The sequence below is a fragment of the Spirillospora sp. CA-128828 genome (genome assembly GCF_050945415.1).
Lineage (GTDB): Bacteria > Actinomycetota > Actinomycetes > Streptosporangiales > Streptosporangiaceae > Spirillospora.
Map to the genome: position 1 here is coordinate 8831119 of NZ_CP191986.1, position 15420 is coordinate 8846538.

At 71.1% G+C, this 15420-nt stretch carries 16 protein-coding genes and 1 tRNA gene; 5 read left to right on the forward strand and 12 right to left on the reverse strand.

What is annotated here, in order from left to right:
• Nucleotides 1-78 precede the first annotated feature (78 nt).
• On the forward strand, nucleotides 79-1470 hold the full coding sequence (locus tag ACQPXG_RS42405; RefSeq protein WP_433464780.1) for an MFS transporter: 1392 nt from the start codon (nucleotides 79-81) through the stop codon (nucleotides 1468-1470).
• Here ACQPXG_RS42405 and ACQPXG_RS42410 read toward each other — a convergent pair.
• Entirely contained in the window at nucleotides 1439-1624 is a 186-nt protein-coding gene (locus tag ACQPXG_RS42410) for a hypothetical protein (RefSeq protein ID WP_433464781.1), read from the reverse strand. The genes ACQPXG_RS42405 and ACQPXG_RS42410 overlap by 32 nt on opposite strands.
• A 165-nt stretch (nucleotides 1625-1789) precedes the next feature.
• On the opposite strand from ACQPXG_RS42410, the gene ACQPXG_RS42415 reads away from it, so the two are divergent.
• On the forward strand, nucleotides 1790-1996 hold the full coding sequence (locus ACQPXG_RS42415) for a hypothetical protein (protein ID WP_433464782.1): 207 nt from the start codon (nucleotides 1790-1792) through the stop codon (nucleotides 1994-1996).
• Nucleotides 1997-2282: 286 nt separating this feature from the next.
• The gene (locus tag ACQPXG_RS42420; RefSeq protein ID WP_433464783.1) at nucleotides 2283-3617 is read left to right on the forward strand and encodes a phospholipase D-like domain-containing protein; all 1335 of its coding nucleotides are present in this window, start codon (nucleotides 2283-2285) and stop codon (nucleotides 3615-3617) included.
• A 139-nt stretch (nucleotides 3618-3756) separates the two neighbouring features.
• Here the strand turns inward: ACQPXG_RS42420 and ACQPXG_RS42425 are convergent.
• Nucleotides 3757-3841: transfer RNA gene (locus tag ACQPXG_RS42425), tRNA-Tyr, on the reverse strand.
• Nucleotides 3842-3991: 150 nt separating this feature from the next.
• On the opposite strand from ACQPXG_RS42425, the gene ACQPXG_RS42430 reads away from it, so the two are divergent.
• Nucleotides 3992-4480, forward strand: a complete 489-nt coding sequence (locus ACQPXG_RS42430; RefSeq protein WP_433464784.1) for a YajQ family cyclic di-GMP-binding protein — start codon at nucleotides 3992-3994, stop codon at nucleotides 4478-4480.
• 109 nt (nucleotides 4481-4589) lie between these two features.
• Here ACQPXG_RS42430 and htpX read toward each other — a convergent pair whose 3' ends face one another.
• From htpX to ACQPXG_RS42465, 7 genes are all read right to left on the reverse strand, one after another.
• Nucleotides 4590-5444, reverse strand: a complete 855-nt coding sequence (htpX, locus tag ACQPXG_RS42435) for a zinc metalloprotease HtpX (protein ID WP_433464785.1) — start codon at nucleotides 5442-5444, stop codon at nucleotides 4590-4592.
• Nucleotides 5445-5512: 68 nt separating this feature from the next.
• Complete coding sequence (locus tag ACQPXG_RS42440; RefSeq protein WP_433464786.1) at nucleotides 5513-6976, reverse strand: NADH-quinone oxidoreductase subunit N; 1464 nt, start codon at nucleotides 6974-6976, stop codon at nucleotides 5513-5515.
• Entirely contained in the window at nucleotides 6976-8484 is a 1509-nt protein-coding gene (locus tag ACQPXG_RS42445; protein WP_433464787.1) for a complex I subunit 4 family protein, read from the reverse strand. Before ACQPXG_RS42445 ends, ACQPXG_RS42440 begins: the two co-directional genes overlap by 1 nt.
• On the reverse strand, nucleotides 8481-10433 hold the full coding sequence (locus ACQPXG_RS42450; RefSeq protein WP_433464788.1) for an NADH-quinone oxidoreductase subunit 5 family protein: 1953 nt from the start codon (nucleotides 10431-10433) through the stop codon (nucleotides 8481-8483). Before ACQPXG_RS42450 ends, ACQPXG_RS42445 begins: the two co-directional genes overlap by 4 nt.
• Entirely contained in the window at nucleotides 10430-10807 is a 378-nt protein-coding gene (gene nuoK / locus ACQPXG_RS42455; RefSeq protein WP_433464789.1) for an NADH-quinone oxidoreductase subunit NuoK, read from the reverse strand. The genes ACQPXG_RS42450 and nuoK overlap by 4 nt, the downstream gene beginning before the upstream one ends.
• On the reverse strand, nucleotides 10807-11352 hold the full coding sequence (locus ACQPXG_RS42460; RefSeq protein WP_433464790.1) for an NADH-quinone oxidoreductase subunit J family protein: 546 nt from the start codon (nucleotides 11350-11352) through the stop codon (nucleotides 10807-10809). Before ACQPXG_RS42460 ends, nuoK begins: the two co-directional genes overlap by 1 nt.
• Before the next feature lie 37 nt (nucleotides 11353-11389).
• The gene (locus ACQPXG_RS42465) at nucleotides 11390-11938 is read right to left on the reverse strand and encodes a NuoI/complex I 23 kDa subunit family protein (protein WP_433464791.1); all 549 of its coding nucleotides are present in this window, start codon (nucleotides 11936-11938) and stop codon (nucleotides 11390-11392) included.
• Between the two features lie 102 nt (nucleotides 11939-12040).
• Between ACQPXG_RS42465 and ACQPXG_RS42470 the strand changes: the two genes are divergently transcribed.
• Nucleotides 12041-12847, forward strand: a complete 807-nt coding sequence (locus tag ACQPXG_RS42470; protein ID WP_433464792.1) for a ComEA family DNA-binding protein — start codon at nucleotides 12041-12043, stop codon at nucleotides 12845-12847.
• 3 nt (nucleotides 12848-12850) lie between these two features.
• Here ACQPXG_RS42470 and ACQPXG_RS42475 read toward each other — a convergent pair whose 3' ends face one another.
• Genes ACQPXG_RS42475 through nuoB form a run of 3 tightly spaced genes read right to left on the reverse strand, consistent with a single transcriptional unit; the run spans nucleotide 12851 to nucleotide 15397 of the window.
• On the reverse strand, nucleotides 12851-13804 hold the full coding sequence (locus ACQPXG_RS42475; protein ID WP_433464793.1) for a complex I subunit 1/NuoH family protein: 954 nt from the start codon (nucleotides 13802-13804) through the stop codon (nucleotides 12851-12853).
• Entirely contained in the window at nucleotides 13797-14393 is a 597-nt protein-coding gene (locus ACQPXG_RS42480; RefSeq protein ID WP_433464794.1) for an NADH-quinone oxidoreductase subunit C, read from the reverse strand. Before ACQPXG_RS42480 ends, ACQPXG_RS42475 begins: the two co-directional genes overlap by 8 nt.
• Nucleotides 14390-15397: an NADH-quinone oxidoreductase subunit NuoB gene (nuoB, locus tag ACQPXG_RS42485; RefSeq protein WP_433464795.1), complete on the reverse strand. Its 1008-nt coding sequence runs from the start codon at nucleotides 15395-15397 to the stop codon at nucleotides 14390-14392. Before nuoB ends, ACQPXG_RS42480 begins: the two co-directional genes overlap by 4 nt.
• Nucleotides 15398-15420 lie beyond the last annotated feature (23 nt).

Consider the following 15420-nt stretch of genomic DNA (forward strand, 5'->3'; position numbering starts at 1 on the left):
TCGTTGAGCTTGTGAGTTGTGTTTTCCAACTCTATGTTGCTAGCGTCCCGTGCCACTGGGCCGAGTCCTGGAGGGGCCGTGGGCAGTTCGGGAACGCGGGCGGCAGAGCAGACGTCCGGGCAGGGGACGGCCGCGCGCTTCGGGGCCGTCTTCGCGATCGTCGCGGCCGGGGTGGCGATGTCCAATCTCGACGTGTTCATCGTCAACGTGGCGCTGCCCCAGATCGGCGGCCACTTCGCCGGGGCGTCCCTGGCATCGCTGTCGTGGATCCTCAACGCCTACGCCGTGGTCTTCGCCGCGCTGCTGGTGCCCGCCGGGGGCCTGGCCGACCGTGCCGGGGCGAAGCGCGCCTACCTGCTCGGCATCGCCGTGTTCACGCTCGCCTCCGTGGGCTGCGCGCTCGCGCCGGGCGTGTGGTGGCTCGTCGGAGCCCGGGTGGTGCAGGCGGCGGGCGGGGCGATGCTCATCCCGTCCTCGCTCGGCCTGCTGCTGGCCGCCGCGCCGCCCGAGCGACGGGTGTCCGCGGTGCGCGGCTGGACCGCCATCAGCGGCCTCGCCGCCGCCCTCGGCCCCGTCGCCGGCGGGCTGCTCACCCAACTCGACTGGCGGTGGATCTTCCTCGTCAACGTGCCCGTCGGCGCCGCCGCCCTGATCGCGGGCCGCAGGCTGCTGCCCGGCACGGCGGCGCGCCGCGACGCCGGGCGGCCCGACCTGCTCGGCGCGGCCCTGCTCACCGCGGGCATCGCCGCCCTCGCGCTCGGTGTCGTCAAGACCGAGAGCTGGAGCGGAATCGAGGTCACCGGCGCGCTTCTCGCCGCCGCCGTCCTCGTCGCCTGGTTCCTGCTGCGCTCGGCGCGGCACCCGTCGCCCGTCCTGCCGCTGGGGCTGTTCCGCGTCCCCGCGTTCAGCCCCGCGTCCCTCGCCAACGTGCTGTTCGCGGTGGCGTTCGCCGCGATGCTGCTGTCCTGCGTGCTCTGGTGCCAGGACGTCTGGGAATGGTCCGCGCTGCGCACCGGCCTCGCCATCACGCCCGGCCCGCTCATGGTGCCCGCGCTGGCGGTCGGCGGCGCGCCGCTCGCCCGCCGCGCCGGCGCGGGCCCGCTCGCGGCGGCCGGCTGCGCGGTGTTCGCCGCCGGCATCGGCTGGTGGGCGTGGCGGATGGCGGACGGCTACGCGGCCGGGATGCTGCCCGGCATGCTGCTGACCGGCGTCGGGGTCGGGCTGACGCTGCCCACGCTGATCGGCGCGGCCGTGGCGGCGCTGCCGCCGGCGAACTTCTCCACCGGGTCCGCGGTCGTCACCATGGCGCGGCAGGTCGGCACCGTCATCGGCGTCGCCGCACTGATCGCCGTCCTCGGACGGGACGGCGACGGCGACTACGACACCGCCTGGCTGATGACCGCCGTCGTCACCGCCGCCGCCGGAGTCGCGTGCCTGTTCATCCGCCGGACGGGACGGCGTTCAGGGTGACGGCCCCGGGCTCGTCGGCGAAGAACCGGATCGTCCGGACCACGGAACGCCCGCCGAGCGGCCGGACGATCTCCATCGGCTCCCGCAGCTCCACGACCACGTTCGTCTGCGCGGCCACCGCCACCGAGAGCCGCTCGTCCCGCACCTTGACCATGCCGCTCTCGTTGAAGTTCCGGTCGACCCGCAGCGAGGAGATCCGTGCGCGCGGACGGCGCCGGACGGTCGGCTGTTCTCTGGTGGGCGTGGTGGGCCGCTCTCAGAGAGCGTGTACGGGCGCGTCTGGCAGCTCGCCCGCGGCATGGCGCTCACACCCACACAGGTGGCCTCTCCCCTGGCCGGGCGGCCCTACGACCTCCGCCATAGCGGCGTCACGCTCGCCCTGAACGCCGGCGTCCCGGCGCCGGAGGTCGCCCGCCGCGCTGGGCACGGCGTCGACGTGCTGCTACGGGTCTACGCCGGGTGCATCGACGGCCACGAGCACATGTGGAACGGCCGTATCGAGGACGCTCTCAAGGACGGCGACTAGCTAGGAGTGCGATGCCCGCCAGGACGACCGGAGGGGGCCGGCGAAATCATCGACACCGGTGAGCTGCGCGGAGGCGTTCTGGCCGTCCTGTGCCAGATGGCTCAGTGGCAGCGCTGGTGTTTGGGCGTGAGGTGTTCGGGTTGGGGTCCCCGCTGTGCGGTCCTAGGGTCCTAGGGCCCTAGTTGAGGGTTCGGAGGGTTTTTAGCCTCATTGGCAAGACAGCGGATGTGACATCGGTCAGAAGGCATCCAACAGCGAGGCTCAGATCCCTACCGGAAGGCTGAAGATGTCCCGCAAGCTCCCCCTCAAGGTGCCCGTCGCTCTCAGTGCGCTCGCTTTCGCGAGTGCCGCGCTCCCGGCCGGTCCGGTGCACGCCGATCCGCCGAATGAGGCGATTCCCATCGCTCTCGATCAGGTGGACGACTATGTGAAGTTCACCGAGGACGACAACACGGTGATCTCCGATCACGCCAAGGCCCTCATCGACGCCGCGCCGAGCGGGGCGAAGATCCGGCTCCCGCTGTACTACTTCAGCCAGAGCAAGATCGTGACCTCTCTCAGCAGGGCGAAGGGGCGGGGCGTCAAGGTCAGGGTCGTCATCAACGGCAGCGAGATCGGCATGCCGCAGTACCAGGAGCTGACGGCGGCGTTCGCCGACTCGCCCGATGCGGTGCGGACGTGCGGGCAGCGGGTCACGGACGGCGCCGGCGGGTTCCCGAAGCAGAGCGGGCGCTACATATCCACTCGCGGATGCGCCGCCAACCGGAAGGTCGGCGACAACTACTCGCGCATGCACAACAAGTTCATGACGATCGACAAGGTCGCGAAGAAGGGGGGAGGCGTCGCGCGGAACGTCGTTTACGTGGCGTCCGCCAATCTGCACGAGTGGACCTCGTACGAAAGTACCATCACGGTGCGGGACGCCGGGCTGTACAGGTTCTACAGCAGATATTTCGACGACATGTACCGTCTCGCGAACAGGTCGGGGCGGCTCGACAACTACGGATCGAGTCACGTGTACAAGCCGTCCGGCGGGAAGTATCAGGTCTACACGTTCCCTCGGAGGGAGGCCGCCGGGAAAGCGCGCACGAGTGCGTCCAACGATCCGGTCGTGGCGGACGTGAAGGCGGCGAGGTGCTCGCGCAGTGCCAGCGACGACGTCATCAACGTGGCGAACGTCAGGGTCGCCCGGATGGCGGTGGCCAACGCGCTCATCGATGCTGGGAAGCGCGGCTGTACGGTCCGAGTGCTCACCGGGGACATCGCCTATGAGGACGGTGGGGCGGAGCTGATCTACGCGGCGGTCAACAAGCTCGCGTACAGCTCCTACATCGAGGGCGGCGTCAGGTACTGCGGGCCGGTGAACAACATCTCGTGGATGCACGAGAAGTTCATGCAGATCAGTAAGGGCAAGTCGTCCGGCCTGTACGTGGGCAGCCACAACCTCACCGTCCAGGCACTGCGCCAGCAGGACGAGAACATCCTCCGCGTGCGGAACGCCACGCTGTACGCGGCCTACACCGGGCGTTTCGACTCGCTCCACACCTACTGCTCGCAGTGGAAGCCGAAGGTGCCTCCTCACACGGGTCCGGGCGACAACGCGGTCGAGGACGTCGACTAGAGGGCGCTCGGACGCCCCGGCCGTGTTCCGTGACTGTTCCGTGAACACCCGGCAATGGCCGGTAGGAGTGGGGAGCTACCGGGAACAACGAGAACGGCCCCTGACAGCGTTCTAGCTGGTCAGGGGCCGTTCTACGTGGTGGTGGCGGGTGCAGGGTTCGAACCTGCGTAGGCTAAGCCGACGGATTTACAGTCCGCTCCCATTGGCCACTCGGGCAACCCGCCGTGGTGTCGCTTGCGCGACGGCACTGGAAAGAATAGCGGACGGTGGGAGTGGGTGTGACATCGAGGCGGGACGTGCGGGCGTGGGCTTGATCGCGGGGAGTCGATACGCTCTCTGGGTCGCGAAGGTGCTGCTGAGGGGATGTGTGTGCGATGGCCGACAGCTCTTTTGACATCGTCAGCAAGCTCGACCGGCAGGAGGTCGACAACGCGTTGAACCAGGCCGCCAAGGAGGTGGCGAACCGGTTCGACTTCCGGAACGTGGACGCCGGGATCAAGTGGTCGGGGGAGTCGATCGAGATCCAGGCGAACACCGAGGAGCGGGCGAACGCGGTGCTGGACGTGTTGAAGGACAAGCTCGTCAAGCGGGGCATCTCGCTGAAGGCGATCGACCCGGGGGAGCCGAAGCTGTCCGGGAAGGTGCACAAGCTGGGCGTGGGCCTGAAGGAGGGCATCGCGCAGGAGGACGCGAAGAAGATCGGGAAGATCATCCGGGATGAGGGGCCGAAGGGCATCAAGGCCCAGATCCAGGGGGACGAGCTGCGGGTGAGCTCGAAGAAGAAGGACGATCTTCAGGACGTCATCGCGCTGCTGAAGGGCAAGGACCTCGATGTGGCGCTGCAGTTCGTGAACTACCGGTAGCCGCATACAGGGAGCGCGCCGGCCCCATCCCCCGCAGAAGTGGCCGGCGCGCTCTCGTGTGTTATGACGCGGCAGCGCCCTGAGTGGTTCGGTCGAATTCGTCCAGGTTCTAGCGGCGGCCGGCCATGCGTTCCAGGCGGGCGATCCGGTCGGCCGTCGGGGGGTGGGTGGAGAACAGCCTGCCGATCCCGGCGCCGGAGAACGGGTTGGCGATCATCAGGGCGCTGGTGGTGGCGAGTTCGGGGTCCTGCGGCAGCGGCATCGCGCGGGTACCGGCGTCGATCTTCCGGAGGGCGGACGCCAGCGCGAGCGGGTCGCCGGTGAGGCGGGCGCCGGCCGCGTCGGCGGAGAACTCGCGGGTCCGGCTGATCGCCATCTGCACGACGGCGGCGGCGACCGGGCCGAGGACGAGCATCAGCAGCGCGCCGAGGACGCCGGGGCCGTCGTCGTCCTCGGACCGTCCGAACGGCAGGAAGATCGCCAGGTGCGACAGGTAGGTGATCACGGTGGCGATGGCGGCGGCGACGGACGAGATCAGGATGTCGCGGTTGTAGACGTGGGACAGCTCGTGCCCGAGGACGGCGCGCAGTTCCCGCTCGTCCAGGATCTGGAGGATGCCGCGGGTGCAGCAGACGGCGGCGTTGCGCGGGTTGCGTCCGGTCGCGAAGGCGTTGGGCTGGCGGGTCTCCGAGACGTAGAGGCGCGGCATCGGCTGGTGCGCGGAGGTCGCCAGCTCCCGGACGAGCCGGTACAGCCTCGGCGCCTCGACCTCGCCGACCGGGTGGGCGCGCATGGAGCGCAGCGCGATCCGGTCGCTGAAGCAGTACGCGATGCCGTTGGTCCCCAGCGCGATGACCAGCGCGATGGTCAGCCCCATGGTGCCGCCGAACGCCCATCCGGCGACGAGCATCAAAGCCGACAGCGCGGCGATCAGTGCTGCCGTCTTGACGCCGTTGAACCGCACTTCCGCCCGCCTCCCCGTCGAATTTCCGCCATCAATATCAACGGGTTGACCTGGGTGAACGTTCCCGCCTAAGAGGCCTGTACGACCGTCTGCAGGACGATCTGGGGCGCCACCGACAGCACGATCGCACCGGCCGCGGCCGCGGTGATCGCAGCGCGGACGCCCATCCCGGGTACGGCCTCGTGCTCTTCGTCGGCGGTGGACGGGGTGAACAGCCGGACGGCCCACGCGAGGTAGTAGTACAGCCCGATCACCGTGTTGACCGCCATCACGACGGCCAGCCACGTGACGCCGCCGGCGACGGTGGCGCGGAACACCACGACCTTGGCGAACAGCCCCATGACGCCCGGCGGCAGCCCGGCGAGGCAGATCAGGAAGAAGGCGAGGGCGGTGGCGACGGCGGGACTGCGGCGGGCGAGGCCGCGGTAGTCGTCCAGATCGCGGCGGCGGAAGCCGATCACGACGGCGAACGCGCCGATGTTCATGACGGCGTAGAACGCGACGTAGGCGGTGGTGGCGGCGACGGCCTCGGGGAGCCGGTGCGAGCCGACCGCGAGCGGCGCGAGCATGTAGCCGGACTGGGCGACCGACGACCAGGCCAGCAGCCGGATCGCGGTCCGCTGCCGGAGCGCGGCGAGGTTCCCGAGCGTCATGGTGAGCGCGGCGAGCACCGCGATGACCGGCCCCCACACGTGCCCGTACGCGGGCAGGCCGAGCGCGAGGACGATCGCGAGCCCCGCGAACCCGGCGGCCTTCGACACGACGGAGAGGAACGCGGCGACGGGCAGCGGGGAGCCCTGGTAGACGTCCGGCGCCCAGAAGTGGAACGGGACGGCGGCGACCTTGAACGCGAACCCGGCGAGGACGAGCACCGACCCGACCGCCGCGATCGGGTCCAGCTCGGACGGCAGCCGGGAGAGGGCGGGCGCGATCCGGTCCAGGTGCATGGCGCCGGTGGCGCCGTACACGAGGCTGATCCCGAACAGCATGATCGCGGTGGAGATCACCGAGACGAGGAACAGTTTCAGGGCGGCCTCGGACGCCGTGCCGTCGTAGCGGCGGAGCGCGGCCAGCGCGAACACCGGCAGCGACAGCGTCTCCAGCGCGACGACGAGCAGGACGAGGTCGCGGGCGGCGACCAGCGCCAGCGCGCCGATGACGGCGGCGAGCAGCAGGAAGTGGTACTCCCCCGCCGGCATCCTGGAGTCGGTGATCTCCCGGAGGGACAGCAGGACGACGATCACGGCGGCGCCGAGGACGATCCCCTGGAACAGCAGCGTGAAGTCGTCCGCGACGTAGGAGCAGGAGCGGGGGCCGCCGTGCCGCAGGCCGTCCGGCAGGCAGAACGTGGCGCGGCGATCGCCGGCGGACAGCGCGATCACGGCGATCAGCGCGGCGGCGAGGGACCCGCCGGACAGCAGGGACAGGACGCGGCGAGGCACGTCGAAGGCGTCCGCGAGCAGCAGCCCGATCGCGGCGACGGCGAGGATCAGCGGCGGCGCGATCGCCGCGTAGTCGATGTCCTGGATCATCAGCCGCCTCCGAACAGGGCGCGGACCGGGCCCGTGGTCACGTCCAGCAGGGTCTTCGGCCAGAGACCGACCAGCAGCGTCAGCGCGATCAGCGGCGTCCAGGCGGCGTACTCCTGCAGGGAGACGGCCGCGACCGGGCCGCGCGGGACGGCGACGCCGTCGGACGGCCCGTGGGTGAGCTTGGCGAGCATCCGCAGGAAGTAGGCGGCGGTCAGCACCGTGCCGAGCGCGGCGACGGCCATGAACGTGACGAACGTCTCGCGCGGCAGGTCTGCGTGCGGGCGGTAGGCGCCGACGAGGGCCAGCACCTCGCCCCAGAATCCGGCGAGGCCCGGCAGCCCGAGCGAGGCGACGGACGCGAACGTCAGGATCGAGGCCAGCCGCGGGGACGTGCCGAGCATGCCGCCGCCGATCGCGTTCATGTCGCCGGTGCCCCAGCGTTCCTTGACCGATCCGGCGAGGAAGAACAGCAGGCTGGTGATGAGGCCGTGCGCGATGTTGCCGAACAGCGCCGCGTTGATGCCGACCGGGGTGAGGGTCGCGATGCCGAGCAGGACGAAGCCCATGTGCCCGACGGACGAGTAGGCGATCATCCGTTTCAGGTCGCTTTGGGCGAGGCAGGCGAGCGCGCCGTAGACGATCCCGATGACGGCGAGCAGCCCGAGCCAGGGCGCCCAGAACCGTGCTCCGTCGGGTGCCAGGGGCAGGGCGACGCGGACCAGCCCGTACGTGCCCATCTTCAGCAGAACCCCGGCCAGCAGGACGGATCCGACCGTCGGCGCCTCCGTGTGCGCGTCGGGCAGCCACGTGTGGAGCGGCCACATCGGTGCCTTGACCGCGAATCCGATCCCCATGAGGGCGAACGCCGTGATCTGGATGCCGTGCGACAGACCGGACCCGTGCCGGGCGGCCAGGTCGGTCATGTCGAGCGTGCCCGCCTTGGCGCCGACGAGCAGCATCCCGGCCAGCAGGAGCCCCGACCCGAGGAGGGTGTAGAGGATGAACTTGTAGGCGGCGGCGCGGCGGCCCGCTCCGCCCCACAGCATGATCACCACGTACATGGGGACCAGGACGGTCTCGAAGAACACGAAGAACAGCACGAGGTCGAGCGCGACGAACGTGCCGATCATCCCGATCTCCAGGACGAACAGGAGCGCGGTGAGCAGCCGGATCCTGCCGCCCTCGGGCGGGTGCTTCAGCGTGTAGAGGAAGCACAGGAACGTCAGCAGGGCGGTCAGCACGACCAGCGGCAGCGAGATCCCGTCCACGCCGAGGTGGAAGCGCAGGCCGATCGCCGGCGCCCACGCCCGGTCGACCTCCAACTGCATACGCGAGGTCTCGTCGAAGTCGAACGCCGTCATCGCCGAGATCGCGACCAGCAGGGTCGCGGCGGACACGGCCGTCCCGAAGGCGCGGACGGCGAAACCGGTGCGCAGGAACCGGTTCGCCGGGACGAGCATCGCCAGCGCCCCGGACAGCGGGATCGCCATCATCAGCACGAAGATCACTGGAAGATCACCACCGCGGCCACGATGACGACGACACCGGCGAGCAGGCCGGTGAGATACGTCTGCGGATTACCGTTCTGGACGATTCTGACCAGGCCGGCGAGCCGCCGCGCGCCCCGTCCGGTCCCGACGACGGCGGCGTCCACCCGTCCCCGGTCGAAGAGGACGACGTGGCGCGCCAGAGCCTGGACGGGCCGGACGATCGCCACCGCATACAGCTCGTCCACGAAGAAGGCCCTCGCAAATGCAGGACGGACCGGCCCAAGAGCGCGCGCAGGATCCAGCGCCGGGTCGCGGTTCCAGACGAGAAACGCCCCACCCGCCCCCAGAGCGAGCAGCACCACGCTCAGCACGGAGGCTCCCGGCTGCGGACGTAGTTCGGGAGCGCCGAGCCCGAAGAAGCCCAGGATCGCGGCGGGGACGGCCAGCGCCGCGACCGTCCACGACATGATTCTCGACGGATCGCGCACTTCGTACGTCCCGCGCCTCTCGCCGAAGAACGTCATCAGCCAGGCCCGCATGGCGTAGGCCGCCGTCAGCACGACCGTGAGCAGCAACCCGAGATAGACCAGCCACGCGACGCCACCCGGCAGGTCAGCCTGGACGACGTCCCCGCCGGACGTGACCTTCACGAGCCCCTGCGAGGTTTCGCTGAGGGGCGCGTACGCGAACCAGCCGCCCGCTTCGACCTCGCCGCCGTGCGTGGCCGCGTGCTGGGCGGCTTCGATGACGGCGTCCTTGCTGAACCATCCGCTGAACGGCGGGACGCCCGCGAGGGCGGCGAAGCCGACCGTCATCGACCAGAACGTGATGGGCATTCCGCGCCGCAGGCCGCCGTAGCGGGCGAGCATGTTCGACCCGGCCGTCACGATCACGCAGCCGGCCGCGAGGAACAGCAGCGCCTTGAACGCGGCGTGCGTCAGCAGGTGGAAGATCGCCGCCGACTTCGCGCCGACCGCCAGGCCCGCGGCCATCACGGCGAGCTGGCTGATCGTCGAGTACGCCAGGACGCGTTTCAGGTCGTCCTGTGCGAGGGCCGCGCACGCCGAACCGACCATGGAGAGCACGGCGACGATGCCCAGCACGGCGAGCGCGGACGGGGCCGCGAGGAACACCCCGTACAGCCGCGCGACGACGTAGATACCCGCCGCGACCATCGTCGCCGCGTGGATGAGGGCGCTGATCGGGGTGGGGCCCGCCATCGCGTCCGGCAGCCAGGTGTGCAGCGGGAACTGCGCGCTCTTGCCCGCGACCCCGGCGAGCAGCAGCAGCGCGGCCGCCGTCACCGTCGAGTGCGGGAGGTCGCCGGCCGCCCGGATCACCTGGTCGATCTGGAACGTCCCGGCGCCCACGCCGAGGACGATCACGCCGATCAGGAAGCCGACGTCGCCGAGCCGCGTGACGAGGAACGCCTTGACCGCCGCCCGCGAGTTGGCCCGGTCCTCCCAGTGGTGGCCGATCAGGAAGTACGAGCAGATGCCCATGACCTCCCAGCCCGCGTACAGGACGAGGAGGTCGCCGGCGTAGACGACGAGCAGCATCGCGGACGTGAACAGCGAGATGAACGCGGCGTAGGACGAGTACCGCCGGTCGTCCTTCATGTACGCGACCGAGTACACCTGGACGGCCAGCGCCACGCAGCAGACCATGAGCCCGACGACCGCGGCCAGTCCGTCCACCTGCAGCCCGACCCGGATCGGTACCGACCCGGTGTCGACCAGCGTCAGGGTGCCCGTGCGTTCGCCGGGGTCGCGCCACACGGCGAACGCGACGACCGCCGAGAGGACGAGCGACACCGCGACCGGCGCGCAGGCGGTCAGTGCCCGCCCGTTCCGCAGCGGCGAGCCCCCGGAGCCGCCCAGGGCCCGCGTGAGGGACGGGCCGAACAGCATCCCGGCGAACGCGGCGAGGAACGGCAGGAGAGCGACCAGGGACGAGAGCCAGATCACGGCGCGGCCTCCTCGACCGGCTCCGGCCGGTTTCCTGCCTCCGCCTCAGACTCCCCGGAGGGGCCGGAGTCCTCGGAGAGCGCGCGCAGCCGGTCCACTTCGATCATCTGCCGGTTGCGGAACACCAGCAGGACGATCGCCAGCCCGAGCCCGACCTCCGCCGCCGCGATCACGATAGTGAACAGCGTGAGGACCTGTCCGCCGTGCAGACGGTCCCGGTACCAGACGTCGAACGTGACGAGGTTGAGGTTCACCGCGTTCAGCATCAGCTCGACCGACATCAGCACGAGGATCGCGTTGCGCCGTGCCAGCACCCCGTACACGCCGACGGAGAACAGCAGGGCGGCGACGACCGTGGGGTAGGCGAGATGCATCAGACGTCGCCCTCCTCGTCCGCCCGCGCCCCGGTCTCCGGGCGCGCCCCGATGTCCGACCGCGACAGGACGATCGCGCCGACCAGCGAGGCCAGCAGCAGCACCGACAGGACCTCGAACGGCAGCACCCACGTCCGGAACACGCTCGCGCCCAGTTCGTCCGCCGACCCGCCGCCCGCGTGCAGCGGCATCCGCTCGTCGCGGAACCCGATGACCATCAGCGTGACCAGGACGGCGGCGGTGGCGACCGCGACGGCCAGCGCGACCCACCGGTTCCCGGAGTCCAGGTCGGCGGACTCCCCGATCGGCGCCCGCGTCAGCATGATCCCGAAGAGCAGCAGCACGACGATGGCGCCTACATAGATGAGGACCTGCACCCAGGCGACGAACTCCGCCGTCAGGACGAGGTAGCCGCCCGCGAGCGCGCCGAACGACACCACCAGCCACAGCGCCGCGTGGACGAGCTGCCGCGTCGTCACCACCAGGATCGCGGACCCGACCGCCACCACGCCCAGCAGCGCGAACACGATCTCCTGGCCGCTCATGGGCGCTCCCCGTGACGCTTCGTCCGGTTCGCCCCGCTCATGCTCCCGCCCCCGGGGGCCGGCGGGCGGCCCGCGCGGCGGCCTTCTCCGCCGCGCCCACTTCCTTCGGCGGCTCGGCGGACGGGTCGTGGGCCTGCGGCGGCGGGACGGTCCACATCCACTCCCGCAGCCGTTCCTTCTCGTGCGTCAGCTCCGCGATGTCGTACTCGGCGTACTCGAACTCGGGCGACCAGAACAGCGCGTCGAACGGGCACACCTCGATGCAGATCCCGCAGTACATGCACAGCGCGAAGTCGATCGCGAACCGGTCGAGGACGTTGCGGGTCCGGGCACGTCCGCCGCCCTCCGCCGGAAGGGTCTCCTTGTGCGAGTCGATGTAGATGCACCAGTCGGGGCACTCGCGCGCGCACAGCATGCACACCGTGCAGTTCTCCTCGAAAAGCGCGATGACGCCCCGGCTGCGCGGCGGCAGGTCGGGTTGCACTTCCGGATACTGACGTGTTATCGAGCGCCGCGTCATCGTCCGCAACGTGACCGCCAGCCCCTTGGCCAGCCCGCCTCCTGGTAGCCGTCCCACGCGCCCCATGATTGCGCACGATGAGCCTGGGGGGAACGCGGTGGGTTCCACGTTCGTCCAAACGGGTGTAGGCCATGAGCTAGTAGGCCGGTTTGCGGGCAAGGAGGGCAAGTGGGTCATCACGCGGACCGCCCTTATGAGCCGGGGCCCGGTCACCGCTCTCGCCCGGCGTCCGACCGCAGGCGGCCCACACGGCGCCCGCCCGCGCCGCCCGGCTGGCGGTCCCCGTATCCGAGCCCGCCGGCACCGCCGCAGCCTCCCGGCCCGCCGCCCGTCCTCGGGCCGGCCCCAGAGGTGGCCCGGGGCATCCTGTGGGCGTTCGTACCGTTCATCACCCTCGGCTACGGGACGCCGTTCTCGTTCCTCTACGCCGCCCTCCGGCGCGGATCGTGGGGGCTCGGGGCCACCGCCGTCGGCTACGGCGCCGGCACCGCCGCCGTCGTGACCATGGTGCAGTCGGGCGATCCGGTCTTCGCGGTCCTCGGCACGTTCATCGGCGTCCTGCTGTGGATCGCGGGCACGGGGCACGCGTTCGCCGTCCGGTCGTCGGTCTTCCCCCGCGGGATCCCGCGCAACCGGGCCAACGAGCACGCCGTCGAGGTCGCCAAGTACCGCCGGACGCTGCGGGACGAGGCGCGCGCGCTCGCCGCCGAGGACCCGGCGCTCGCCCGCGAGCTGCGGATCGGCCGCCCCGACGTGCCGCGCACCTACGACGACGGCGGGCTCGTGGACGTCAACCACGTCCCCCGGGCGATCCTCGAAGCGCTGCCCGGCATGACACCGGAGTTCGCCGACCGGATCGTCCGCCGCCGCGAGGAGACCGGCGGGTTCCTGTCCGCCGAGGAGATGGCGGTGGACGCCGACCTCCCGCCGGACGTCCTCCCGCAGCTGGCCGAGTACACGATCTTCCTCACGTGAGGATCAGGCGGCGACCTTGAGGACGCCCGTCAGCGCCAGCTGGGCGAGCGACAGCGGGACGAGCCACGCCCAGGCGAGCTTCTGCAGCTGGTCTTCGCGCATGCGCGGGTAGCTGACCCGCAGCCAGATCACGCAGAACGCCAGCACGCCGCCCTTGAGCAGCGTCCAGAGCCAGCCCAGCTCCGTGTTCAGGAACGGGCCCTTCCAGCCGCCCAGGAACAGGACGGTCGTCAGCCCGCACAGCACCACGATCCCGGCGTACTCGGCCAGGATGAACAGCGCGAACCGCAGCCCGCCGTACTCGGTGTACGGGCCGAAGATGATCTCCGAGTCGGCGACCGGCATGTCGAACGGCGGGCGGCGCAGCTCCGCCAGCCCCGCGACGAAGAACACCACGCCGCCGACCGCCTGCCACGGCAGCCACCACCAGCGCCACTCCTCGACGACGCCCTGCAGCGACAGCGTCCCCGCCGCCATCGCCACCGACGACGCCGCGAACACCATCGGCAGCTCGTACGACATCAGCTGCGCCGCGACCCGCATCCCGCCGAGCAGCGAGTACTTGTTCGCGCTCGCCCAGCCCGCCATGATCGCGCCGATCACGCCGACGCCCATCACGGCGAGCGCGAAGAAGACCCCGGGACCGAGGTCGAGCGCGACCTGCCCGCCCGGCCCGACCGGGATCACGAGCAGGACCAGCAGATACGGGACGATCGCCACGCCTGGCGCCAGCTTGAACACCCACCGGTCGGCGTCGCGCGGGACCACGTCCTCCTTCTGCGCGAACTTGACCCCGTCGGCGACGAGCTGCGCCCAGCCGTGGAAGCCGCCCGCGTACATCGGGCCGAGCCGGCCCTGCATGTGCGCCATGACCTTGTGCTCGGCCTGCCCCACCAGCAGCGGCAGCAGCGCGAACGCGGCGGCGACCAGGACCAGCTTGCCGACGACCTCAAGCATCGCGGCCCTGCCCTTCCGGGGGCCGCCGGCGCTCCGCCGCGGCCGCCCAAGGACCTTCGTCAGGCACACCCGGCGGCCGGACGCGGCGGCGGCTCGGGGCGCCGTGCCCCGATTCGCCCGGTTCCTTGGCGCCCGGCCACGGCTTGGCGACGCGGGCGGCGAGCACGAAGTCCTTGCGCAGCGGATGGCCCTGGAAGCCCTCCGGCAGGAGCAGCGGGACGAGGTTCGGATGGCCCTCGAACAGGATCCCGAACATCTCCGCCGTCTCCCGCTCGTGCCACGCGGCGCCCCGGTACACGCCCGTGGCCGTCGGCAGTACGGGCGCCCGCTTCGGGACGCGGGTGCGGATCAGCAGATGGTGGCGGCGCTCCAGCGAGTACACGTGGACGACGACCGCGAAGCCCTCCGCCGCCTCGTCCACGCCGGTCAGCCAGTCGAAGAATCCGCAGGACAGGTCGTCGCGGGCGAAGGTCAGCGCGTCGATCCAGTGCTCCGGGGGCACCCCGACGGCCAGGCCGCCGAACGTCTCCTCGGCCGAGATCTCGTCGCCGAACCGCCCCGCCCAGGCCTCCGCGAGCCCGGCGCTCACCGGTCCCGTCCGATCTGGTCGTCGTGCTCGTCGTCGGCCAGACCGGGGATGATCGACGGGTCGTGCGACGAAGCCTCATCCTCCACGGGCGGCACGGGCAACGTCCTGTCGTCCGGCCGAACCGGCGGCGCGGCCTCTCCACCCTCCACAGGCGGCACGGGCAGCGTCCTGTCATCCGGCCGGGCGGGGGGTGTGGCCTGGTCGTCCGGAACCACGTGGACGGGTTGCGTCGTGTCGCCCGGCCGGGCGGGCGGCGCGGCGCGTTCCACCTCCGGTTCGGGCTCGGCGGCGGGCGTCTCGGCCTGGACTTCGGCGTCCCCGAGGTGCCGGACCGGCATGGTCTCGTCGGCGGCGCCCTCGCCCGGGGCGGCCTCCTCGGCCTGGGTGCTCCAGTGCTCGAAGGTGTCGTGCAGGTCCGGCGGGGGCGGCGGCTTCAGCGGGCGGCGCAGCACCGTCCCCGTCAGCGGACGCGGCGGGGGCGGCGGGCTGAGCGGCTCGCCGCCGCCGTACCGGTCGCCGAGCGACTCGGCCGCGATCTTCTCCTGCAGGTGGACGATGCCGTGCAGCAGCGCCTCCGGACGGGGCGGGCAGCCGGGCACGTAGACGTCCACCGGGATGATCTGGTCGACGCCCTTGGTCACGCAGTAGGAGTCCCAGTACGGGCCGCCGCAGTTGGAGCAGGCCCCGAAGGAGATCACGTACTTCGGCTCGGGCATCTGCTCGTACAGCCGCCGCACCGCGGGCGCCATCTTGTCGCTGACGGTGCCGGAGACGACCATCAGGTCTGCCTGCCGCGGGCCGGGCGCGAAGGGGATGACGCCGAGCCGGATGAAGTCGTGCCTGCTCATCGACGTCGCTATGAACTCGATGGCGCAGCAGGCCAGGCCGAAGTTGAAGACCCACAGCGAATAGCGGCGGCCCCAGTTGAGCACGAACTTGATCGGCTTGGGCGCCAGCCGCGACAGCGGCCCCACGCTCGGCGGCGGTAGATCGATAGTGCCCACAACGCCATTGTTACAGCGCCAGG

Excerpts from the sequence above, each read along its gene's own strand:
- ACQPXG_RS42410 (WP_433464781.1), bottom strand. The coding sequence starts at position 1,624 with ATGGTCAAGGTGCGGGACGAGCGGCTCTCGGTGGCGGTGGCCGCGCAG.
- ACQPXG_RS42420 (WP_433464783.1), top strand. The coding sequence starts at position 2,283 with ATGTCCCGCAAGCTCCCCCTCAAGGTGCCCGTCGCTCTCAGTGCGCTC.
- ACQPXG_RS42430 (WP_433464784.1), top strand. The coding sequence starts at position 3,992 with ATGGCCGACAGCTCTTTTGACATCGTCAGCAAGCTCGACCGGCAGGAG.
- ACQPXG_RS42440 (WP_433464786.1), bottom strand. The coding sequence starts at position 6,976 with ATGATCCAGGACATCGACTACGCGGCGATCGCGCCGCCGCTGATCCTC.
- nuoK (WP_433464789.1), bottom strand. The coding sequence starts at position 10,807 with ATGCATCTCGCCTACCCCACGGTCGTCGCCGCCCTGCTGTTCTCCGTC.
- ACQPXG_RS42460 (WP_433464790.1), bottom strand. The coding sequence starts at position 11,352 with ATGAGCGGCCAGGAGATCGTGTTCGCGCTGCTGGGCGTGGTGGCGGTC.
- ACQPXG_RS42465 (WP_433464791.1), bottom strand. The coding sequence starts at position 11,938 with ATGGGGCGCGTGGGACGGCTACCAGGAGGCGGGCTGGCCAAGGGGCTG.
- ACQPXG_RS42475 (WP_433464793.1), bottom strand. The coding sequence starts at position 13,804 with ATGCTTGAGGTCGTCGGCAAGCTGGTCCTGGTCGCCGCCGCGTTCGCG.